This is a genomic window from Aeromonas sp. HMWF016 (genome assembly GCF_963878195.1).
GTDB classification, from domain to species: Bacteria; Pseudomonadota; Gammaproteobacteria; order Enterobacterales; family Aeromonadaceae; genus Aeromonas; species Aeromonas lacus.
The window spans coordinates 46290-68425 of the sequence record NZ_CAWNWX010000026.1 but is presented as its reverse complement, the minus strand read 5'-3'; the positions used below and the strand labels follow the sequence as shown (position 1 = coordinate 68425).

The following is a 22136-nucleotide window of genomic DNA, read 5'->3' as shown; positions in this document are numbered from 1 at the left end:
GGGTGAATTGGCCGATTGCGATTCAATCAATGACAATGAAATTATCTGGTGGCGCTATGTTCCGGGGTGCTGGCAAAGTGATAGCCATTCACGCATCATGAGCAGCCGGACCAGAGGGTCTGACAGAGTGAACACATCGTTTTGAGGTATCCATGGGGATGAAGTATTGGCTGGCCCTTGCCAATCTGGTCTGGTTTGGCTGTTTGCCTGCCGGAGTAGTGCATGCGGCCGAGGCACAGGTGGTAGTCGCTGCCAGCAAAACCCAGCATGACTGGTATCAGGGCAGCAAGGCCGAACAGGCCCGTATCGAGTTGGAGCAGCAGCTGCAGGAAGCGGTACTTGCCCAGCTCCATCCCGATTTCTTCAAGCTCTGGCGACGGATGCAGGCAACCCCTGCTGCAGCGCGGGGCGCTATCTATGATGAAGCGTTCGCCAAGCTGAGTCGCTTTCAGTATGCCTGGCGGTCGATGGATCTGGTCTCCCGGGAACAGATGAAAACGCTCAAGTTCGATCTGAACCGTCCCGTGGTCACCAAACCAAGCGATGATGACCTGCTCACTCAGGTGAAATCGCTGCGCCCTCAGGTGGCTGAATATGATGCGGTGCGGGAGAAGGTCCACAAGCTTTTGGCGATGCCGATGGCCAACAAGTGGCCCACCCTCGACATGCCGACCCTGCGTGCCGGCGAGAGCTCGGACGAGCTTGGCCAGATCCGCACCATGCTCAACGAGCTGGGAGATAGCGCGCCTAGGCACGGCGATGTCATCTATGACGCCGATACCGAGCAGGCCATCAAGCAGTTCCAGCGTCGTCACGGTCTGACCGCCGACGGCGTGATCGGCCGTCAGACCCGCTCCTGGCTCAATACCGGGCCGCAAGTACGTGCCAGCCTGCTGCTGCGTAACCTCTGGCGCCGTGATCTGGTCGATCAGCTGAGCAAGCCCCGCTATGTACTGGTCAACATTCCTGACTATCGCCTGAGCGTGGTGGAGTCCGGTAACGAGGTCTTTACCAGCCGGGTCATCGTCGGCAAGGAGCAGCGTGCTACGCCCATCCTCGCCAGCGAAATTCGTTCCATCGTGCTCAACCCCTCCTGGCATGTGCCGCGCTCCATTCTGAGCAAGGATATTCTGCCCAAGCTGAGTCGCGATCCTGCCTATCTGAGTCGTGAGCAGTTCGATGTGATCGATGGCGAGGGCAATCCGGTCCAGTTCACCGAAGAGGGGTGGCGTCAGGCGCTGGCCGCCGGTTTCCCTTATCGTCTGCGGCAAAAGCCGGGCGATCACAACGCGCTCGGTCGCTACAAGTTCTACCTGCCCAACAACGAGGCCATCTACCTCCACTCGACTCCGCGCAAATCCCTGTTCGAGCAGGGGGCTCGCGCCTTCAGCTCGGGTTGTATCCGGGTCGAACATGCCGATGATCTGGCCGAACTGCTGCTGGCGGACTCCCGCTACCAGCCGGACAAGGTGGCGTCGATCCTTAAGGAGAGCGAGACCAAGTGGTTGCCGCTGACCAAGCCAATTCCGGTGTTTACCGTCTACTGGAGCAGCTGGATTGACGAAGATGGTCGTCAGCAACTGCGCAACGACATCTACGGATTTGATCGGGTCAGCTTCCAGAGCCGTCTGCTGTGATCCCTGCCACAGAGTGAAAAGCCCGGCCATGGCCGGGCTTTTTCATGGGCGAGAGAGGTTTGACATGATCCCGGTCGGGAGGTAGTTTCAAGCGCCTGAACCGAATTCATTGAACAATCTTTATTCAACCATGTCGCTTGAATCTGCGATGGACGGACCCCTTATGCTGGAACAAGAGATAAGTCGTCGTCGCCTGTTGCTGGGAGCCGGTTGCCTGCTGGGTAGCTCGCTGGTCTCTTTTCCGGCGCTGGCAAGCCGCAGTACCACTGGTCGTGAACTGAGCTTTTTCAATCTCAACACCGGTGAGCGGGCAAGGGTCAGTTATTGGGAAAATGGCCGCTATCTGAATGACGGGCTGGCCGAACTGAACCATATCTTCCGCGACTATCGTCGCAACGAAGTGTTCGACATCGATACCAAGCTGTTCGATCAGCTCTTCCTGCTGCAGCACAAGCTGGGGCGGCGAGGGGAGATCCAGCTCATCTCCGGTTATCGGGCACCGGCGACCAATCGCCAGAAGCGCCGCAGAAGCCGCGGGGTTGCCAAGCATAGCTACCACACCTTGGGACAGGCGGTGGATGTGCGCATTCCCGGCGTGCAGCTGGCCAATCTGCGCAAGGTTGCGCTTCATCTCAAGGTCGGTGGCGTCGGCTACTACCCGCACGACAACTTCGTTCACCTCGATACCGGCCCTGTACGAAGCTGGTGATCACCCGGGCCAACCTGTTAGGCTCCAATGATTGATAGAGGAGAGACAGATGAAACGTCTGGTAACGGGGATCCTGATCGCCCTGGCATTGACCGGTTGCAGCAAGCTCAACCGCGACAACTACGACAAGCTGAAGATGGGGATGAGCTACGCCGAGGCCAGCGCCATTCTGGGTAAAGCCGAGCGTTGTGATGATGCTCTGGGTACCACCAGTTGTATCTGGGGGAGTGATGGCAAGAACATCAAGATCCGCTTCATCGCCGACAAGGCGACCTTCTTCAGTTCGGAAGGGATTAACTGAGGCTGCAAGAGCCCATGAAAAAAGCGCCATAGCGGCGCTTTTTTGTTGTCCGCAATCCGGACGCTCTCGTCAAAAGCTGGCGTACTCAGTGGGTTGCGTATTGGTAGTTGAAGGTGGGCAATCCCCACTTGAAGCGAACCGCCAGGAGGCGCAGTACAAAGCCGATGCCAATCGCCCCAAAGGCCGCCCAGTTGGTCGGCAGCCCCTGATCCAGCGCCAGGCAGTAGAGGGCTGCCGTGATGAGGGAAATGGCAGCATAGAGCTCGCGGCGAAACACCAGTGGAATGCGCTGGCAGAGCAGATCCCGCAGCACCCCGCCAAATACCCCGGTCACGACCGCCATGATGCAGGCGATGCCGGCGCCATGTCCCATCTCCAGCGCTCTTGCTGCGCCGAAAATGGAGAAGACCACCAGACCCAGCGCATCGAGTGCCATAAAGAGCTTGCCGAGGTAGCGCATCAGCGGCGCCGAGATGACCCCGGCCATGGCCGAGCCCGCAACCAGCAGCACATATTCCGGATGCTCGACCCAGAGCAGGGGATAGTGCCCCAGCAGCACATCGCGGATGGTACCGCCGCCGATGGCGGTTGCCGAGGCGATGATTACCACACCAAACAGATCCATCCGTCGCCGGCCCGCTGCCAGCGCACCAGTCATCCCTTCGGCCACCAGGCCCAGCAAGAAGAGTGCATGTAACATGAGATATCCCAGGGTACGAGAAAGGCGAGCATCCTAACAACTCGGACTATAGGGGACAAGCAAAGCAATATATCCATTATTTTAATTCATGCGAAAAAGCAAAAAGGCACCTTAATAGGTGCCTTTTTAATCACCGTTTGAGGATCAGCGGCGCAGCTGCTCCTGCCGGTAGTGATCGACCCAGATGGCGGTGGCGCCACAGATGGCGACCGGCATCACGAACAGGTTTACCACCGGAATGGCGGAGAAGAGGGTCACCAGAGCGCCAAAGCTGAGGCACTGGCCACGGCGCTGCTTCAAGGCATCGCGCATGGTGATGAAATCGATCTTGTGGTTGTCGAACGGATAGTCGATGTACTGGATCGCCATCATCCAGGCGCTGAACAGGAACCAGAGCACGGGGGCTAAAGTCTGGCCGACTACGGGAATCAGGAAGAGGATGAGACAACCGATCGCCTTGGGCAGGTAGTACTTGAGCTTCTTCCACTCGCGACCGAAGGTGCGCGGCACATCCTTGACGATATCGAGCATGCCGCTGTCGTTGGGCGCCTCGCCGGTCAGGATCTGCTCCACCTTTTCAGCCAGCAGCCCGTTGAAGGGGGCTGCAATCCAGTTGGCGACCGAGCTGAAGATAAAGGAGAAGACCACCAGTATGGTGATGAGGGCGATCGGCCAGAGCAGGTAGTCCAGCCAGTTGAGCCAGGCCGGGATCTGCTGGTGCAGCCAGGCGAACAGGCTGTCGAGTTGCAACAGCAGAGCATAGAAGGCGCCGGCGAACAGCACGAAGTTGACCAGCAGGGGGATCAGCACGAAGGTGCGGATGCCGGGCTGGCGGATGAGGGAAAAACCGCGCAGGAAGTAATCTGCACCGCTGATTGATGCTTTGACCATATGGGGTGATTGGCTCATATGAGCTCCATCTGTGCATGGGAAGACAGTCAGCATATTACAAACAAGCTTTTGATTTGGTAAAGTCGCCTGCCCGCCTCCCTTTTATTTAGCCACTGATACAGGTCGCCATGCGTCTGAAACTGATCAAACTCGCCGGCTTCAAGTCGTTTGTCGAGCCGACTCGCATCGAGCTCAATGCCGACATGACCGCAGTGGTCGGGCCCAATGGCTGTGGCAAATCCAACGTGATCGACGCCGTGCGCTGGGTGCTTGGCGAGAGCTCGGCCCGCCATCTGCGCGGCGAGAACATGACGGATGTCATCTTCAACGGCTCCGTCAACCGCACTGCCCATGCCCGCGCCTCGGTCGAGCTGGTGTTCGACAATCCCCATAACCGGGTGCCCGGCGAGTTCGGCCGCTTTACCGAGATCTCGGTGCGTCGCGAAGTGCTGCGCGACGGCACCAACCACTATCAGATCAATGGCCAGAAGTGCCGCCGCAAGGATGTAACCGACCTCTTCCTCGGTACCGGCCTCGGGCCCCGCAGCTACGCTATCATCGAGCAGGGCACTGTCAGCCGGCTGGTGGAGTCCCGTCCCGCCGATCTCAAGCTCTTTATGGAGGAGGCGGCCGGCGTCTCCCGTTACAAGGAGCGGCGCCGCGAAACCGAACAGCGCATTCGCCACACCCAGGAGAATCTGGAGCGTCTGGGTGATATCCGCGGCGAGCTGGGCTCTCGTCTCGACCACCTCAAGGCCCAAGCCGAAACCGCAGAGCGCTACAAACAGCTCAAGAGCCGTTCACGCGCCGCTCGCGCCGAGTTGATTGGCTCCGAGCTGTGGGCGCTGGAGACTCGTCTCGGCGAGGCCAAGAGCGAGCTGGCGCAGGTCGAACAGGCATTGGCAGCGCTCGATGCCAAGCGCACCGCCGACGAGGGACGCCACGTTACCCTCTCGGTGGCCCGGCAAGAGGCGCAGGCCGAGCAAGCCAATCGGCAACAACAGATTTTCCTTGGCGGACAGGCCATCGCCCGCCTTGAACAGCAACAGCTGCACCAGAGCGAGCTTGGCCGTGACTTGCAGGCGCGAACCCAGGCTCTCGGGGAACGCATCACCAGCCGCAAGGCGCAGCTGGCCAGCCAGCAGGAGCAGCTGACTGAAGGCGTGCTAAGAAGCGAGCTGGAAGAGGCGCGGCTGGAGCAGTGTGAGCAGTTGCTCACCGAGCAACAGGAAGCGCGACTGCGGGCCAGCGAGCAGCTTGAGCAGACCCGCCAGCAGCAGCAACAGTGGCAGCAGCAGGTGACCCGACTGCAGGGGGAGCTAAACCAGACCCGTGCCCGGCTCGGCGGCCTGCATGAGCTGCAAGCCAAAACCCGACTTGCTCGCCTCAAGCTGGAGGATGAGCGCTCCGGCCCCATCGGTGCAGAGGATGCCGATCTGCAACCGGCCCTCGATACGCTGGGGGGCGAACTGGAGTTGGGCCGAGCGGCGGCCGAGGAGCTGGCAGCGCAGCTTGCGCAGGCCATTGAGGAGCATGAAGCGCTCAAACTCGCCCACAGCCAGCAGCAGGGGTTGCTACGGGAACTGGAGGCGCGCCTGACGACGCTGGATCAGATCCTTGGCGAGCAGATGGAGGGGGCGACTCTGGCGGATCGGCTGCAAGTTGCCCCCGAATGGGCACAGGCGCTCGACAAGGTGCTGGGCCGCTGGCTCACCGCGACCCCTGCGGACGAGTGCAATCCGGCTTTGGACGGACTCTGGATTGGCCCGGCACTGCCAGCCGTTGCCGGTACCCTGGCCTCCTTGATCAGCGGTGATCACGTTCCCGCCTTCCTCAACGCCATCTGGCTGGCCGATGACAGGGAAGAGGCGCAGGCTCGCCAGCCAACCCTGCTGGCCGGTGAGTCGGTACTGACTCCTGCCGGCGACTGGTTGGGGCCGAACTGGGCGGATATTGGACAGGGCGCTGCGCTCGGTACCATGGCGCTGCTGGGTGAACGTGAGCGGTTGCACACCGAGCAACGCGCTGCAGCCGACGCGCTGGCACAATGGAGCGAGCAGCTGGCAGCCGCCGATGAACGGCGGGCTCGCATCGTTAATGCGCAGGAGTTGTCGCAGCGAGCCCTGCGCGAGCAGGAGCAAAAATGGCAGCAACTGCGCGAAGCCTGGAGCTTGCAGCAAGGTCAGCGACAAGAGCGGTTGCTGCGGCTCGGCCAGCTTGGCGAAGAGCTGCTCCGCCTCGATAAAGAGCAGGCCGAAGAGGCGCAGCGGCTGACCGAGACCGAGCAACAGCTGGCGCTTGAAGAGGCGCGTCTGGCCGAGTTGCAGGAGCAGGGCGAGCCTCTGAGCGAAGCGTTGCAGGCGGCTCAGGATTTGGTGGGGCGCTGCGAGCGAGCGCAGGAAGAGGCGCGCGGGCGGCGCGAGCAGCAGCAGGCGACCTGTCAGCGTTTGCAGCTTGAGCTTGGCAACCTGCGCCAGCTGATTGCGCTTGGTGAGGAGGAGTTGGCAAGGCTCGGGCTGGAGCTGGCCGGACTCAAGAACCCGGAGAACGAAGCGATTCCTGATCTCGCCCCTTTGTTGGCGGAGCAGCGCAATCTGGAGGCGCAGCAACTCGCCTGCCATCAACGGCTGGCGGAGCTGGAACGTCAATTGAGCGAGCTGGATCAGGCGCGCAGCGCCGATCACAAGCAGCTGATGGTGCTGCAGGAGACGCTGGCGACCCTGCGCCTTGAGCGCGAGCGCAACCTCACCCGCCGGCAAGGGCTGCATGAACAGTTCGAAGAGCTGGGTGTTCGACTGGTGGATCTCGATCAGGCTGTGCTGATTGCCGCTGATCGCGGCAAGCTGCGGCAGGAGATCCAGACGCTGGAGACGCAAGTGGAGGCACTTGGCGCCATCAACCTGGCTGCGCTGGAAGAGTACGAAGAGGCGAAAACGCGAGCAACTTATCTGGAAAACCAGTGCCAGGATCTTGAGCAAGCGCTGGAAACCTTGAGCCAAGCCATTAAAAGAATTGATAAAGAGACACAAATACGCTTCCGGGACACTTTCGATAAGGTCAATGAAGATTTAAAATCCCTCTTTCCAAAAGTGTTTGGTGGGGGCAGTGCCTGGCTTGAGCTCACCTCCGATGATCTTTTGGAGGCCGGAGTGAGCATCATGGCGAGACCTCCGGGTAAGAAGAATGCTACCATTGCCCTGCTTTCCGGGGGGGAGAAGGCGTTAACCGCACTTGCGCTGGTTTTTGCCATCTTCAGACTCAATCCAGCACCTTTTTGTCTGCTGGATGAGGTGGATGCACCGCTCGATGAAGTGAACGTCGGTCGCTTCTGTTCTCTTGTCAAAGAGATGTCGAGCACAGTACAGTTCGTTTACATCAGTCATAATAAGGTCTCCATGGAGATGGCTGAGCAGCTGGTTGGCGTCACAATGCAAGAGCCCGGAGTTTCTCGCATTGTGTCGGTCGATATCGGTGAAGCCGTCGCTTTGGCTGAGCAAAACTAGAAAGAGAAGCAGCTAATGCAGGAATTGCGTTACATCTTGGTTGCCCTGGGCGGTATTGCTATTGCGGCATTGCTCATTCACGGGTTGTGGAGCAACAAAAAGAATCGTCAGGCACCGATCAAAGAGAAACCGCTTGGCCGGATGGAGTCCAAGTCACGTAATCGTGACGATGATGCGTTCGACAGCGATGGCATCGGTCAGGTGCGTGTGGTCAGCAGTGGTCGTCGCGCCGAGCCCAAGCTCCATCGTGACGAAGAGAGCCGCCAGCCGGAACTCAGCCGTCGCTCCTCGTTGCCCGCCTTTGATGATGAAGATGACGAGGACGATCTGCCGCCACCCGTTGTGCGCAAGCCTGCTGCCCGTCCGGTTCCCCCGCCGCCTCCTGTCTATGAAGAAGAGGAAGCATACGATGAGCCTCAGCCCGAAGTGGTAGAGGAAGAGCCTGCTGCACCCGTGCGCAAGCCGGCGCAGGTCAATCGTCGTACCCCGGTTTACCGCTCCCGTCCCCAGCGTGAGCCTGTCATGCAGGTTCAGGATGACGAGCCGCTGGTCGAGCCAGCCTATGCAACTGCGCCGACTTTTGGCGTGCGCAACGAGAGCGTGCGTGCCGAGCCGGTGCGCGCTGCCGAACCCGAATACAAACCGCAGCCCCGTCACGTTGCTCCCGAGCCCGTGTATGAGGAGCCGGTCTACGAAGCGCCAGTCGAAGAGCCGCGCGTTGCTGTCCAGCCGGTCGAGAAGATTTGGCAAGACGTTTATGTCATCAACCTGATGGGACGTCCGGGTCACGAGCTGCAAGGGGCGACCCTGCTCTCCTCCCTGATGGCGCTTGGCTTCAAGTTTGGCGAGATGGATATCTTCCACCGTCACGAAGATGCCAACGGCAAGGGTGAGGTGCTCTTCTCCATGATCAACATGGTCAAGCCGGGTACTTTCAATCCCTATCGTATGGAGCAGTTCACCACACCGGGTGTCTCCCTGTTCATGCAGCTGCCCCTGCGCAGCAATGCCGCATTTGCCTTCGAGGACATGCTGCAGGCCGCTGATCAGCTGGCCAGCGATCTCGATGCCATGCTGACCGATATGGAGCGCAGCCCGCTGAGTGACGAGACTATCGCCCGTTACCGTCATGAGCTGGCTGCCTACGAGGCCAGCCGCGACTAATACGCCATGCGGGTCGAATGAATCAAAGTGCGGTACCCCGGTACCGCATTTTTGTTTCTACCCCGGGCCGGATTTTCAATCACACTTCGAGACTTTTTCATGAGCGATATCCTCTCCCGCCACCGTCAACTGTGTGAGCTGCTGACCGAATATGGTCATCAGTACTATGTGCTGGATAACCCGACCGTACCGGACGCCGAATACGACCGTCTGATGCGCGAACTTATCGCGCTGGAGACCGACCACCCCGAGCTGAAAACCCCGGCATCTCCGAGCGTGCGGGTGGGTGGCCAGCCGCTGACCGCCTTCAAGCAGGTGCGTCACGAGATCCCCATGCTGAGTCTGGACAACGTCTTTAGCAGTGAAGAGCTGCAGGCGTTTGAACAACGGATGAGCGATCGCCTCAAGCGTGAAGTGCGTTTCGAGTTCTGCTGCGAGCCCAAGCTTGATGGCTTGGCGGTGAGCCTGCTCTATGTAAATGGTCAGCTGGTGCAAGCCGCGACCCGGGGCGATGGCGCTACCGGTGAGGAGATCACCGAGAACGTGCGTACCATCAAGGCCATTCCGCTCGCATTGCGGGGCTCTGGCTGGCCCGAGCGGCTTGAGGTGCGTGGCGAAGTCTTTATGCCCAAGGCGGGTTTTGAGGCGATGAACGCCAAGGCGCTGGCCGCAGGTGAGAAGGTGTTTGTCAACCCGCGCAACGCCGCTGCTGGCAGCCTGCGCCAGCTCGATTCACGCATCACCGCCAGCCGTCCCCTGAGCTTTTACGCCTACGGCGTCGGGGTCGGCGGTGAGCAGCTCGGTGACTCTCACTTTGGTCGCCTCAATCAGCTCAAGGCGTGGGGGCTGCCGCTCAGTCCCGAGGTGAAACTCAAAGAGGGGGCTGCCGGTTGTCAGGCGTTCCACGACGACATTCTGGCCCGCCGTGGCGAGCTGCCCTACGAGATCGACGGCGTGGTCTACAAGGTCGATGCCATCGCTCTGCAGGAGGAGCTCGGCTTTGTGGCCCGTGCACCGCGCTGGGCGACCGCCCACAAGTTCCCGGCGCAGGAGGAGATGACTCTGCTTGAGAACGTCGAGTTTCAGGTTGGCCGCACCGGCGCCGTGACGCCAGTGGCCAAGCTTAAACCGGTGTTTGTCGGCGGCGTCACCGTCTCCAACGCCACCTTGCACAACGCCGACGAGATCGAGCGCCTTGGCGTCATGGTCGGTGATACCGTGATCGTGCGCCGGGCAGGGGACGTGATCCCGCAGATCGTGGCCGTGGTAGAGGCACAGCGCCCTGTTGATGCGCGCGAAATTCTCTTCCCGACCGAGTGTCCGGTGTGTGGCTCGGCAGTGGAACGGCTGGAGGGAGAGGCGGTTGCCCGCTGCTCCGGTGGCCTGTTCTGCGAGGCGCAGCGCAAGGAGGCGATCAAGCACTTTGCCGCCCGTCGTGCCATGGACGTGGACGGCCTTGGCGACAAGATTGTCGAGCAGCTGGTGGACAAGGGGCTGGTGAAGACTCCCGCCGATCTCTTCAGCCTCAATACCATCCAGCTGGCCGGGCTTGAGCGGATGGGGCAAAAATCGGCCCTCAATCTGGTGGCGGCCATCGATGCGGCGCGCCGCACCACCCTGCCGCGCTTCCTGTTTGCCCTTGGGATCCGCGAAGTAGGGGAGGCTACTGCGCTCAACCTTGCCAACCACTTCCTCACGCTTGATGCCCTGCGTGCGGCTTCGGTGGAGCAGCTGCTCGAAGTGGCCGACGTGGGCGATGTGGTGGCCAAGCATGTCTACTACTTTCTGCGTCAGCCGCACAACGTGGAGGTGCTGGAAGCCTTGCTGGCTGCCGGTATCCACTGGCCAGCCATCGAGAAGAAAGAGGCCGCGGAGCAACCCTTTGCCGGCAAAACCTTCGTGCTGACAGGTACGCTAACTACCTTGTCGCGCAACGATGCCAAGGCGGCACTGCAGGCGCTGGGCGCCAAGGTGGCGGGCTCTGTGTCTGCCAAGACCGATGTGCTGGTCGCGGGGGCGGCGGCGGGTTCCAAGCTCGCCAAGGCGCAGGAGCTGGGGATCACCGTCTGGAGCGAAGAGGAGCTGCAACAGGCGTTGCAGGGCTGAGTGGCCCGCAGGTTGAGATACAAAGAGAACCCGGCATGGCCGGGTTCTCTTTTATTGGGGGTTATTCGCGCCAGAGGATCTTGTTGCGCCATTTCTCGGGCACCGTGAGGTGCCAGCGGGCGACTTCGCTCTTGCTGAAGACATACTCGCCACGCAGGGCAGCCCGTGGAGAGAGGGTTTTAGGCAATGCACCTGCCAGTATGCTGTTGATGAGCGCCGCCGCTTGCAGCCCCTGATCCTTGCCATCAAGTACCAGGCCACCGATGGCCATCCCCTTGCCCACGGTGAACTCCCAGAAGCAGAAAACCGGCACCGGGCTATGGCTGCTGGTCCACTCCAGTACCGTTTTTTCATCCACATGCTTGCCATTTTCATCCAGCAGTGTGTGGTAGAGGCCGAGGAATATGGCGCCATAGCCGTTTTTCTTGCTGTTGAGCACCGCCTCTTGCCAGAGGCTGTAATCGCCCATCAGCTGGCTGTAGACCCGGGTCTGGCCGACCCGCAGCTCGGTCTGGGTTTTGAACTCATCCTCGATGGCGGTGAGGGCCACATTGCTGGAATCAAACAGCACCAGTACTTTGTTAAGACCTCCCATCATCTGACTCATCTCGCTGATATTGCGTTTGAGCAGGGGGCGCTCCAGCACGCCGGTGATCTTGGGGTGGCCGACAAAGCCCTTGAGCCGGGGATTTTCGTTCATGCCAAGAAAGACGACGGGGGTACCCAGGGACGAGATCTCGCTGGCGAGATAGTTGATGGCGTTGTCATCGCCGAGCACCACAATATCCGGTTTGCTCTTGAGGTAGAAAGCAATCGCCTGTTGGGCGACCGTATCGAACTCTTCCCGTGGCCGGCGCTTGGTATCCATGTAGAAGTGGCTGATCTGGTGCGTTTCCTCTAGACCATCCACCAGCCCCTGGTTGTAACTGATGTCCCACAGATAGTCGGGGTGGTAGCTGCTGATCACCAGTATGCGGGCTGCCCACACAGGCAGGGATAAGGTAGTCAGCAGTAGCAACAAGAGGGATTTACGCATGGGGTGTCCTGTGTCGAACCGTCGTCTCTACCCGCTCAGTATGAGTGGTTTTGCTTGGCACTGTCACCCCGCTATCCAGAGTGTTTATTGCGAATTTTTTTCTGCTTTGGCAGATCGGACGCCAGCCCGCACCACCGCTGAAGATGGCCTTGTTTGAGGCTTTTGTTGGTTGGTCGTGAACTGTCCCACTCGCTGTAAAACCTGTCTTGGATCAATAAATGGCTACCTGCTTTGGTGCCTAATAGACACCACATATAGGCATGCATTCGTTTTTAATCCCTATATGTTGTGTTATTAAGCTGTGCATAAGCTGTTCCCTTCCTATCTTCAGCCCGGGTTTGTCAAGCCTCGGCTGAATTTATTTGTGTCCAGGATGAGACGCCGGGAGGGGGGCCTAACAAGGGTGAGCCAAGGGCAGATTGCCTGGCCTTTTAACGGGGAAATTCGATGAAACCGGTTGTGATCAAACGTGACGGATGTCGCGCACCATTCAATGCCCAGCTGATTGCAGAGGCGGTCAGCCGTGCGGCGGAAGCGGTCAATCAGGCCAGTTCGGCGCTGGCACTGCGTATCTCAAGCGCGGTGAGTCAGGAGCTGGAAGGGCGTGGTGAAGTCGATATCCACGAGATCCAGAACCGGGTCGAAAACCACCTGATGGCGTCCGACGACAAGGCCATCGCCCGTGCCTATATCGAATATCGCCACGATCGGGATCAGGCCCGCGAGGCGCGCGGTCGTTTGGCGCAGGAGATCCGTGGTCTGGTCGAGCAGACCAACGCCGCCCTGCTCAACGAGAACGCCAATAAAGATTCCAAGGTGATCCCGACCCAGCGCGACCTGCTGGCCGGTATCGTCGCCAAGCACTATGCCACCAGCCACATGTTGCCCCGTGATGTGGTACAGGCCCATGAGAGCGGTGATCTGCACTTCCACGATCTCGACTACTCCCCCTTCTTCCCGATGTTCAACTGCATGTTGATCGATCTGAAAGGGATGCTGACTCACGGCTTCAAGATGGGCAATGCGGAGATCGATACCCCGAAATCGATCAGCACCGCCACTGCCGTGACCGCCCAGATCATCGCCCAGGTGGCGAGCCACATCTATGGCGGCACCACTATCAACCGCATCGACGAGGTGTTGGCACCCTATGTGACCATCAGCTGGCAGAAGCACCGTGAAGTGGCCGAAGAGTGGGGCATTGCCGATGTGGACGCCTACGCCATGGCCCGCACCGAGAAAGAGTGCTACGACGCCTTCCAGTCACTGGAATACGAAGTAAATACCCTGCACACCGCCAACGGCCAGACCCCGTTCGTCACCTTCGGCTTTGGCCTGGGCGACTGCTGGGAATCGCGGCTGATCCAGCGCGCCATCCTCAGCAACCGTATCGCTGGCCTTGGCAAGAACAAGAAGACCGCGGTGTTCCCGAAACTGGTGTTCGCCATCAAGGATGGCCTCAACCATAAGGTCGGGGACCCCAACTACGACATCAAGCAGTTGGCGCTGGAGTGTGCCTCCAAGCGGATGTATCCGGACATCCTCAACTACGACCAGGTCGTGAAAGTGACCGGATCCTTCAAGACCCCCATGGGCTGCCGCTCCTTCCTCGGCGCTTACGAGGAGAATGGCGAGCTGATCCACGAAGGCCGCAACAACATTGGCGTGGTGAGCCTCAACTTGCCGCGTATCGCGTTGAAATCCCGTGATGAAGCGGACTTCTGGGATCGTCTGGATGCTGCCCTGCGGGTGGCCAAAAAGGCGCTGATGTATCGCATTGAACGTCTCGACGGGGTCAAGGCCCGGGTTGCGCCGATCCTCTATATGGAAGGGGCCTGTGGCGTGCGTCTGAAGGCAGACGACAACGTCAGCGAGATCTTCAAGAACGGCCGCGCCTCCATTTCGCTGGGTTATATCGGGGTTCACGAGACCATCAATGCCCTGTTTGGCGGCGATACCCATCTGTTCGATAGCGAGATCCTGCGCCAAAAGGCGATCGCCATCATCGAGCGTCTCAAGGCGGCGACCGATGCGTGGAAGGACGAGACTGGCTACGGTTTCAGCCTCTACTCCACCCCGAGCGAGAACCTCTGCACCCGTTTCTGCCGCATCGACGCCAAGGAGTTTGGCGTGGTATCCGGCGTGACCGACAAGGGTTACTACACCAACAGCTTCCACCTCGACGTGGAGAAGCAGGTCAACCCGTACGACAAGCTGGACTTCGAAGCACCCTATCCGCCTATCGCCAGTGGCGGCTTCATCTGCTACGGCGAGTACCCCAACATCCAGCACAACCTGGAAGCGCTGGAGAACGTCTGGGACTACAGCTATGACAAGGTGCCCTATTACGGTACCAACACCCCCATTGACGAGTGCTACGACTGCGGCTTTACCGGCGAGTTCGAGTGCACTTCCAAGGGCTTTACCTGCCCGCGCTGCGGCAACCACGACCCGGCCAAGGTGTCGGTGACCCGCCGTGTCTGCGGCTATCTTGGCAGCCCGGATGCGCGCCCCTTCAATGCGGGCAAGCAGGAAGAAGTGAAGCGCCGCGTCAAACATATGTAAACGCACAAGCGATGAAGAGCTGGCCCCTGACCCAAGGGGCCATTTTCATTGGAGGGCGGCAGCCATGCCGCTGTGCCATGAGCGAGGCAGGAAACAAGCGATGCACTACCACCAGTACTACCCGGTCGATGTGATCAACGGCCCCGGCACCCGAGCCACCCTGTTTGTCTCCGGCTGCGAGCACCAGTGCCCGGGTTGCTACAACCAGAGCACCTTGCGGCTCGATGGCGGCCAGCCGTTCGATGAGGGGATGAGCGATCGCATCATTGCGGATCTCAACGACACCCGCATCAAACGGCGAGGTCTGTCGCTCTCCGGCGGTGATCCGCTCCACCCCGCCAACGTGCCCCACGTGCTGGCGCTGGTGAAGCGGGTGCGCGCCGAGTGTCCGGGCAAGGACATCTGGTGCTGGACCGGTTACCTGCTCGGCGAACTGTCAGAGGCCCAGCGCGAGCTGGTTGCCTTGCTGGATGTGCTGGTGGATGGCAAGTTCGAGAAGGAGTTGGCAGACCCTGGCCTGCTCTGGCGTGGCAGCAGCAACCAGCAGATCCACGATCTCAACGCCTGGCGTGAGAGTGGGGAGCGCATTCCCTGTCTGTTTGCCTCTTGAGTCCGGCATTCTGCCGGGTTAACTTTCGCCAACTTGATGTTTTCAGGGCCAATCTTCACAGATTGGCCCTTTGTTTATGTCCAGCTCGGGTCTTTTTCGCTAGGATGGGTCACTGACCAGTGGACGGCCAGTCTGCTGACCAAGAGCAGAACAAGAAATAACCAGCATAAGAGACGAAAAGGAGTTTGGCATGGGATGGAAAGCATTGTGGTTGGGGTGTGCCGTGTTGCTGCTGGCAGGATGCAGCTCCCGGCAGGAGGTCGCCGCTAACCGTACACCGATCGCGATTCCCCTCGAGCAGCTCTCCAGTTACTGGATCCAGGAAAACCGCCGTTCATTCTTTGGTGATGACGTGCCTGCCGTTGTGCCTGCCAAACCGGTCAGGGGATATGTGGATGTACGGTATCAGATCGATGCCGATGGCAACCCGATAAAACCACAGATCGTCGCCGCCGAGCCGCCCGGAGAGCTGGAGCAGAGCGCGTTGGCAACCCTCTCACGGCTGCGCTACAGTCCGGCGGACAGCAATCCGGATGCTATTCCCGTGGTGGTGACCAACCGCTTCGAAATAGAGCTCAACTGATCCCCGAACAACCAAAAGAGAGACCCCGGCCTGGCCGGGGTCTCTTCTATTACTGCTGTTTGCAGTTGTTGTAGACGATCTGCCAGTCGTCATCCTGACCGCGCATCTCGACAAATCCTTCATCCCCCTTGTTCCACCAGACGGCTTCACGCTCATCCGTATAGCGGGCGCCGGAGGCCGAGATGGCCTGCGGCAGGGTGTAATCCTTGCCGTCCGGTAGAGACAACTTGATAAAGCTGAGGCTCTCGTCGGAGAGGGAGAAGTAGCGCACCTGCACCTTCTTGCCCTGTTCGCACTGATAGCTGACGGGGTCACCGCCGGTAACGGTGAGGGTATTGCCCTGATTGCAGCCGGCAAGCAGCGAGAGAGCCAGTGCTCCCGCGCTCATCATATGAACCTTGTTCATGGTTACAGCTCCCCTGATGTTATACGGTGGTGTCATACGGGCGTGAGCCTAACAGCTCAATGCACAGCTGCAATCACTTTGTGCGAGGATTGATGTCTGACGGGGTGCGGAATGTGGCTGGAGCGCCTTTCAGCGTGCTCCGAGCCGGGTTTCAAACTGCTGCATAAGGGCATCGTAGGTGCCGTTCATTTTGATCTTCTGCAGCCCCTTCTCGAACCGTTTGGCCATATCTTCCCCCAGAGGGTGCTGGCGAGAGAAGGCGACCCAGAAGCCATCGGTAGAGAGCTTGCCGACCTTGACCACCTGACCCGTCAGCGCTTTCTCCCGGATCTTGAGATAGCCCGGCATGCCGTTCATCAGGATGTAGTCGACTCGGCCCCGTGCCAGCATATCGAGGATCTGGGCGTCGGATTTGGCCTGAAAGCGGGCGATCTGCGGATCTGCCATAAAGTTGGTGGGGTAGGTGTAACCCAGGGTGATACCGACCCGTTTGCCCTTGAGAGAGGCGAGGTCGAGATCCCGGCGTGGCTCGCTGGCAAGGGCAAAGATGGCGAGATCCTCGCTGAACATGGGGGTCTCGTGCCAAAAGTACTGGTCGCGATTCTCATCCGTGATGGTGGCATCGAAGCAGCCTGCCAGCTGGTCGCTCTTGGCATCGTGCATGCAACGGGCAAAGGGGAGGGTTCGAAAGGCGACCTCGATGCCTTCGGTGGCGAATACCGCCCGAACCAGCTCGGGTGCCAGCCCTTGCAGCTGACCCGTCTCCCTGTTCAGCACGCTGTAGGGGGCCCAGTCATCTTCGGCACCAATCAGCAACGGCGCTGCGCCGGTATGGCTTGCTGCCAGCCAGAGCCCCCCTGCCAACCATTTTCCCCACCCAGCGACCATAGCGCGGCTCCTCCCCCATGTATTGCAGCTCTACAAGCATAGCTAGCGTCCTTGCCCCGCCTGGTCAAGGTGCTTTGTTGCGTTCGAGTACGCCAGCCGTCAGCAGCCGAAGCGGGTTGCCTCGAAGCGGTTGAGCAACTGATGCACCAGATAGCAGATCAGCAGGGTGGCCACGATGGCAAAGAGGATGCTGCTGACCCGGTAGAGCGCACTGAATACCAGATCGTTGCCCGGCGTCAGATATTGACCGAACAGGATGCCAAGGGTGGTCAGGGCACCAAAACCGACGCCGGAACCGCTCGCCTCCTTCACATGGGCATGGCTGAACAGCATGGCGCCGAGCCAGAGCAGCGGAGCCACCAGCAGCAGTTGACCCGACCAGTCATAGAGCAGCAGCTGGCCAAGCAGACCGAAGGTGACACCGAGCAAGGTGCCCATGGCCCGTTTGCGGGCGTAGTTCAGCGCCCCGTTCCAGTGCATGGGAAAGAGCACCAGCAGGGTGGTGCCTTGCGCCGACATGGAGTCACGCAGATCAAACACCTGAAACACCAGAAACGAGAGGGTGGCGACCGTTGCGCCCAGCAGAGCCTCATGGCGCATCCGGTGCGGTGCCTTGGGGGCAGGGGTTGGTTTGGGGCGCGCCTCCACATCCGGTATCAGGGCCGTCATCAGGTAGGCGATCAACACCGACAACACGCTGGCCAAGAGGTTATTGAAGATGAGGTCGTTGAGGTCGGTCTGCGGATAGCTGGCAAAGTGGAGCATGATACTGAGGCTCAGCACTCCGTTGGCACCAAACAGGAACAAACTGCCCCGCGACATGGCGGCAAAGCGGTAGAGAAACAGCAGGAAGGCGATGGGGGTCATCAGTCCGGGGTGGCTGCCGAACAGCCCACCCAGCAACCCCACCTCCACCCCGCAGATGGCTGCCGCGGCGATCAGCTGGCGGGCGGCATGACCATTCATCACCGGCACCATGCCAAGCAGCAGCACGGGGGTAACCGTGTAGAAGACCCCGTAATTCCAGCCACACAGCTTGCAGAGCAGAAAGCCGGTGGTGCAGCCAAAGGCGATACGCAGACACTGGCGCAACTCGTTGCCGGTCAGGGGCCGATGCCACAGATGGGTTGTGGCTGGACTGGGAGACGCAGCTTGATTAGTAGACATAGTGCAGCAGGCTGAGCAGATGGATCTGGGCACGAGCCAGCATGGCGGTCAGCGGGTTGTCCGGCAGCAGTTGTACCGTGGCCCGGGCACCGGCGGGAAGATGGGAAGGGAGATCATCCAGCTCCAGATGCAGGCGCATCCGCTGGGCATCCCGTACCCAGCGATCCGATTCGACCGGGGCGGCCAGCCGACCGTTGGCATCAAACTGACCGGCGCTCACACCCGCATCGAGACTGCTGACGCGAGCGGGGTAGAGCTGGCCCGGTTCGCCATCAAAGGCGACCAGCGCCCTGGTCTGGTCGCCAACGTGGCGCAGGCTCTTTTCACGAAAATCGGCGATCACATCTACTTGTTCCGACACCAGCGCCAGCAGCGGATTGCCTGCACTGGCGATGCTGCCCGGCTTGAGTTGCAGGTTGGTGATGGTGCCGTCCTGATCCGCATGCACCTGGCTGTAAGCCAGTGCCAGCTCGGCTTGGGCCAGCTTGTTGCGCGCCTGGCGCAGCAGTAGGTTGTCATCCCCGGTCAAGCCACGGTTGGCCTCACGCTGGGTCAGCTTCGCCTTGCTGGCGCGCAGGTTGGCCTGGGCACTGCGCAGGGCACTGTCTGCCTCATCTTTTTGCTGCAGCGAGACCATGCGACGCTGGAACAGAGCATTGATCCGCTCAGCCTCACGCCACTTCTGGCTGGCCAGCGTCTCCTTGGCATAGAGCTCGGCATTGGCGGCACTGAGGGCAGCATCCAGCTCGCTGTTCTGCTGCTCTGCTTGCGCCAGGGCAAGACGGGCCTGCTCGACCGCCAGCTCGAAGGGAACCGGGTCCAGCCGGAAGAGCAGGTCACTTTTTTTGACCTGCTGGTTGTTGTGTACCGCTACTTCGACCACTTTGCCGCTCACTTGCGGGGCCAGCTTGGTGACAACCCGGGTGGCCATGGCCTGCGGGGTGAGTGGCATCAGCAGGTCTGCCATCAGAAAGTAGGCAAAGAGGGCGGTAAAGCCGGCCATGGACCATTTGATCCAGCGGCTGAATTGTTGATCCGGGGTCATCTTATTCCTCTGCGGGCTGTGCATCGGGCGGGGTGCTCTGCCCACCGCTCTCGTTGTCGTGGTGTGTTTCAATCTTGCTCAGGGCATTGGCCGAGATGCGCTGCACCGTCGCCTCAAACAGACTCAGGGTCTCTTCGTCGATACCGGCCAGCAGCTCTCTGCGAATATTCATGATGCGGTTGGCAATCTGGTCGAGCAGGGTCTGGCCGATGGGAGTGACCGAGACGATGCGGGCCCGTTTGTCCTGACTGCAGCAGTGGCGTTCTATCAGCCCCTGCTCTTCCAGCTGGCCGAGGGTGCGCATCAGGGAGGGGAGCTCGATTTCGAGGGCGTCGGCCAGGGTCTTCTGGCTGACATGGTTGCCCATGCGGGAGAGTTTCCACAGCGCCGTCCAGCGCGGGTGGGTCAGGCCAAGGGGGGCCAGCTCCAGATCGGCGGCGGTACGCCACAACCGGTGCATGCGTGCTATTTGCTCGGCGAGCGACAGCTCGCGCAACCTCTCCAGATCCTTCATCCCTTGCTCCTCACATAAATTTGTTAGCCTGCTAACTATTATTGTTTGTTTAGCAGGCTAAGTAAATAGTGTGATGCAGATCTCTTTTTCAGCGGATGGCAGCAAATCGTTAACCGGCGGGCCTTAATCGGCTCTCTTTGGCTGTGGCGTGACCGGATCCGGGGGAAAAGGGGAGGTGCGGGAATATGTGACGAAATAGCGTGATAATTTCGAGGCTATTTTCAGAAAATATCTGTATCGCTCGCGCAGCTTATTTTTTATCCGCTAATATTGATGAGGTTATAAAACAGGGAGAGACGGGTTGTGGATGGCTATGACAGTGGATGTGTATATCTGGCAATAGAAGCTCTGCTGAGTGATGGAGAATATGGTGCAGAGTCCCATTATGGTGTGAGTCGGGAGGGGCCCAATAAGGGCGCCAGCAAGCATGCCGATATCTGCCATGATTTTGACCCTGCCAATATTCCATTGCTGCTGATGGAATAGATCTGACCACGTGTAGTCCTTGTGAGTTCAAGCCGGTGCCGATGTATGCACTGGCTTGGCTCATCGCTCTATATCGATATTCCCCTTTCCTGATGTTGGCCAAACCGCCAGCTTTTTGCGATGCCTTGCTCTTGCTGCATCTCTGCGGCCATAGCCACGGATGGCCGCGCCGTGGCAGGTCGACAGGCTCAGGCTCCGACTCCGACCATATGTTTCACTGCCTGCGTAGATTATTTGCCCACAGGCTTTGTCATCCGGTTCTGCTATTTTCACCGACTCCTCTGCTTATCCCGATCCACAATCCGGGATTGGCTGGAAAATAATTGTCCGGTTTGTTCGCTTGAGCTTCATATAACGCCCGCTTGCCATACAGGATGTATGACATTTGTTCGAGGCGTGACGTTTAAGTTTTTAATGTTTTTATATGGCTTTGCAGTCTGGCTAACCGACAGGGGCGAGAGGGATCAATAAAGTAGCGGCCACAATCATACGCAGAGTCCATAACAATGAAAAACCTCTCTACCCTACAAACCACACAAGAAAAGGCCGCTTTTATGGGCGGCCACCAAATTGCCGGTATGCCGCTCTTTATATTTCTCGGGTTGGCGACCTGCGTTCTCTTTTCCGGCTGGAACGGCTCGCTGCCGCTCGGCATGGTCGGTGCGCTGGCGCTGATGTTTGTGCTGGGCACCCTGCTGACCGAGTTGGGTGAGCGGATCATGCCGATCCGCGAATATCTGGGTGGCGGCACTATCCTCGCCATCTTCGGCGGTGCCGCCCTGTTTGAATATCAGTTGCTGCCGGTGCAGGCCGGACAGGTCATCACCAACTTCATGAAGGAGGGCGGTTTTCTCAACTTCTTTATCGCCAGTCTGGTGACCGGTTCGGTGTTTGGCATGAGCGGCGCTTTGCTGAAAAATGCCGCCATGCGCTACCTGCCGGTCATTCTCGGCGGCGTCGCGCTGGCGCTGCTGAGCGTGGGGCTGGTCGGCTCCCTGATGGGCTATGGCTTCAAGAATGCTGTGCTGCTGATCGGCCTGCCCATCATGGGCGGCGGCATGGGGGCTGGCGCGGTGCCTTTGGTGGAGATCCTCTCCGGCCCGATGCAGATGTCCAGTGCGGATCTATTGTCACGGATGGTTCCGGCGGTCGTGATCGCCAATACCCTGGCCATTCTGGTGGGCTCCCTGCTGGCGCGCCTTGGTCGCCGTTACCCCTCCCTGACCGGCAACGGCAAGCTGATGGTCAAGGAAAATAGTCAGAGCATTGCCGAAGAGCAGGCCGAGGCGCCTACCCTGCAGAGTCTGGGCATGGGGCTCTTTATCAGCTCCAGCATGTTTGTGCTGGGTTCCCTGCTTGGCAACTTTATCCCCATGCACCCCTTCGCCCTGATGATTTTGGCGGTCGCCTTTATCAAGGTGAGCGGCCTGCTGCCGCGCCGTTATGAGCAGGCGGCAGCTGACTGGTATCAGTTCGTGGTGAGTAACCTGACTCCCTCGCTGCTGGTGGGGATCGGCGTCGCCTACACCAGTATTCCCGAGCTGATCAGCGCTTTTTCCATCAGCTACTTCGTGCTGGTCATGGTCACAGTGATTGGCGGAGCCCTCGGTGCGGCGCTGGTCGGCAAGCTGATCGGCTTCTATCCCATCGAGGCGGCCATCACCGGCGGGCTCTGCATGGCCAACATGGGGGGCACCGGCGATGTGGCGGTGCTCTCGGCGGCCCAGCGCATGAAGCTGATGCCCTTTGCCCAGATCTCCTCCCGTCTCGGCGGTGCCGTGATGCTGATTTTGGCTACCGCTCTTATCTCCCTGCTCGCCTGATA

General features: G+C 59.7%; 19 protein-coding genes. 11 read left to right on the top strand and 8 right to left on the bottom strand.

Annotated features, from left to right (window positions below; genetic code table 11):
• Window positions 1–152: 152 nt before the first annotated feature.
• The 3 genes from AACS24_RS04045 (at window position 153) to AACS24_RS04035 (ending at window position 2647) form a co-directional block, all read left to right on the top strand.
• Window positions 153–1637 carry a L,D-transpeptidase family protein gene (locus AACS24_RS04045; RefSeq protein WP_108572435.1) on the top strand — a complete coding sequence of 495 codons (1485 nt, stop codon included), beginning with the start codon at window positions 153–155 and terminating at the stop codon, window positions 1635–1637.
• A gap of 163 nt (window positions 1638–1800) precedes the next feature.
• Window positions 1801–2346, top strand: coding sequence for a YcbK family protein (locus tag AACS24_RS04040; protein ID WP_108572434.1), 546 nt, complete (start codon window positions 1801–1803; stop codon window positions 2344–2346).
• A 49-nt stretch (window positions 2347–2395) separates the two neighbouring features.
• Window positions 2396–2647, top strand: a complete 252-nt coding sequence (locus AACS24_RS04035; protein ID WP_041208149.1) for a lipoprotein — start codon at window positions 2396–2398, stop codon at window positions 2645–2647.
• A gap of 85 nt (window positions 2648–2732) precedes the next feature.
• Here the strand turns inward: AACS24_RS04035 and AACS24_RS04030 are convergent, their stop codons facing one another.
• Both AACS24_RS04030 and cysZ read right to left on the bottom strand, forming a co-directional pair.
• Complete coding sequence (locus AACS24_RS04030) at window positions 2733–3347, bottom strand: trimeric intracellular cation channel family protein (protein WP_033115777.1); 615 nt, start codon at window positions 3345–3347, stop codon at window positions 2733–2735.
• Window positions 3348–3491: 144 nt separating this feature from the next.
• A complete protein-coding gene (gene cysZ / locus AACS24_RS04025; protein WP_042032896.1) occupies window positions 3492–4256 on the bottom strand; it encodes a sulfate transporter CysZ in 765 nt (254 codons plus the stop codon).
• 110 nt (window positions 4257–4366) lie between these two features.
• On the opposite strand from cysZ, the gene AACS24_RS04020 reads away from it, so the two are divergent.
• From AACS24_RS04020 to ligA, 3 genes are all read left to right on the top strand, one after another.
• Window positions 4367–7741 (top strand): AAA family ATPase, encoded by a 3375-nt coding sequence (locus AACS24_RS04020; protein ID WP_108572433.1) that lies wholly within the window; start codon window positions 4367–4369, stop codon window positions 7739–7741.
• A 15-nt stretch (window positions 7742–7756) separates the two neighbouring features.
• Window positions 7757–8905, top strand: a complete 1149-nt coding sequence (gene zipA, locus AACS24_RS04015; RefSeq protein ID WP_108572432.1) for a cell division protein ZipA — start codon at window positions 7757–7759, stop codon at window positions 8903–8905.
• A gap of 99 nt (window positions 8906–9004) precedes the next feature.
• A complete protein-coding gene (gene ligA, locus AACS24_RS04010; protein ID WP_108572431.1) occupies window positions 9005–11011 on the top strand; it encodes an NAD-dependent DNA ligase LigA in 2007 nt (668 codons plus the stop codon).
• Between the two features lie 61 nt (window positions 11012–11072).
• On the opposite strand, the gene AACS24_RS04005 is transcribed toward ligA, so the two are convergent.
• Window positions 11073–12047: an ABC transporter substrate-binding protein gene (locus AACS24_RS04005; RefSeq protein ID WP_108572430.1), complete on the bottom strand. Its 975-nt coding sequence runs from the start codon at window positions 12045–12047 to the stop codon at window positions 11073–11075.
• Between the two features lie 447 nt (window positions 12048–12494).
• Between AACS24_RS04005 and nrdD the strand changes: the two genes are divergently transcribed.
• The 3 genes from nrdD to AACS24_RS03990 all read left to right on the top strand — a co-directional run bounded on the left by nrdD (window position 12495) and on the right by AACS24_RS03990 (window position 15805).
• Window positions 12495–14612 carry an anaerobic ribonucleoside-triphosphate reductase gene (gene nrdD, locus AACS24_RS04000; protein ID WP_108572429.1) on the top strand — a complete coding sequence of 706 codons (2118 nt, stop codon included), beginning with the start codon at window positions 12495–12497 and terminating at the stop codon, window positions 14610–14612.
• A gap of 100 nt (window positions 14613–14712) precedes the next feature.
• Window positions 14713–15222, top strand: a complete 510-nt coding sequence (gene nrdG / locus AACS24_RS03995) for an anaerobic ribonucleoside-triphosphate reductase-activating protein (protein ID WP_108572428.1) — start codon at window positions 14713–14715, stop codon at window positions 15220–15222.
• 190 nt (window positions 15223–15412) lie between these two features.
• The gene (locus tag AACS24_RS03990; RefSeq protein ID WP_108572427.1) at window positions 15413–15805 is read left to right on the top strand and encodes an energy transducer TonB; all 393 of its coding nucleotides are present in this window, start codon (window positions 15413–15415) and stop codon (window positions 15803–15805) included.
• Between the two features lie 49 nt (window positions 15806–15854).
• On the opposite strand, the gene AACS24_RS03985 is transcribed toward AACS24_RS03990, so the two are convergent.
• The 5 genes from AACS24_RS03985 to AACS24_RS03965 all read right to left on the bottom strand — a co-directional run bounded on the left by AACS24_RS03985 (window position 15855) and on the right by AACS24_RS03965 (window position 19825).
• Window positions 15855–16211, bottom strand: a complete 357-nt coding sequence (locus AACS24_RS03985) for an MliC family protein (protein ID WP_033115768.1) — start codon at window positions 16209–16211, stop codon at window positions 15855–15857.
• A gap of 129 nt (window positions 16212–16340) precedes the next feature.
• Window positions 16341–17099, bottom strand: a complete 759-nt coding sequence (locus tag AACS24_RS03980; protein ID WP_108572426.1) for a substrate-binding periplasmic protein — start codon at window positions 17097–17099, stop codon at window positions 16341–16343.
• Window positions 17100–17198: 99 nt separating this feature from the next.
• Window positions 17199–18266: a DUF2955 domain-containing protein gene (locus AACS24_RS03975; protein WP_108572425.1), complete on the bottom strand. Its 1068-nt coding sequence runs from the start codon at window positions 18264–18266 to the stop codon at window positions 17199–17201.
• Window positions 18256–19311: an HlyD family secretion protein gene (locus AACS24_RS03970; protein ID WP_108572424.1), complete on the bottom strand. Its 1056-nt coding sequence runs from the start codon at window positions 19309–19311 to the stop codon at window positions 18256–18258. Before AACS24_RS03970 ends, AACS24_RS03975 begins: the two co-directional genes overlap by 11 nt.
• 1 nt (window position 19312) lies before the next feature.
• Complete coding sequence (locus tag AACS24_RS03965; RefSeq protein ID WP_108572423.1) at window positions 19313–19825, bottom strand: MarR family transcriptional regulator; 513 nt, start codon at window positions 19823–19825, stop codon at window positions 19313–19315.
• Window positions 19826–20128: 303 nt separating this feature from the next.
• Between AACS24_RS03965 and AACS24_RS03960 the strand changes: the two genes are divergently transcribed.
• Together AACS24_RS03960 and AACS24_RS03955 are read left to right on the top strand one after the other, a co-directional pair.
• A complete protein-coding gene (locus tag AACS24_RS03960) occupies window positions 20129–20311 on the top strand; it encodes a hypothetical protein (RefSeq protein ID WP_225628274.1) in 183 nt (60 codons plus the stop codon).
• 506 nt (window positions 20312–20817) lie between these two features.
• On the top strand, window positions 20818–22134 hold the full coding sequence (locus AACS24_RS03955) for a 2-hydroxycarboxylate transporter family protein (RefSeq protein WP_108572422.1): 1317 nt from the start codon (window positions 20818–20820) through the stop codon (window positions 22132–22134).
• The last annotated feature ends 2 nt before the right edge of the window (window positions 22135–22136 follow it).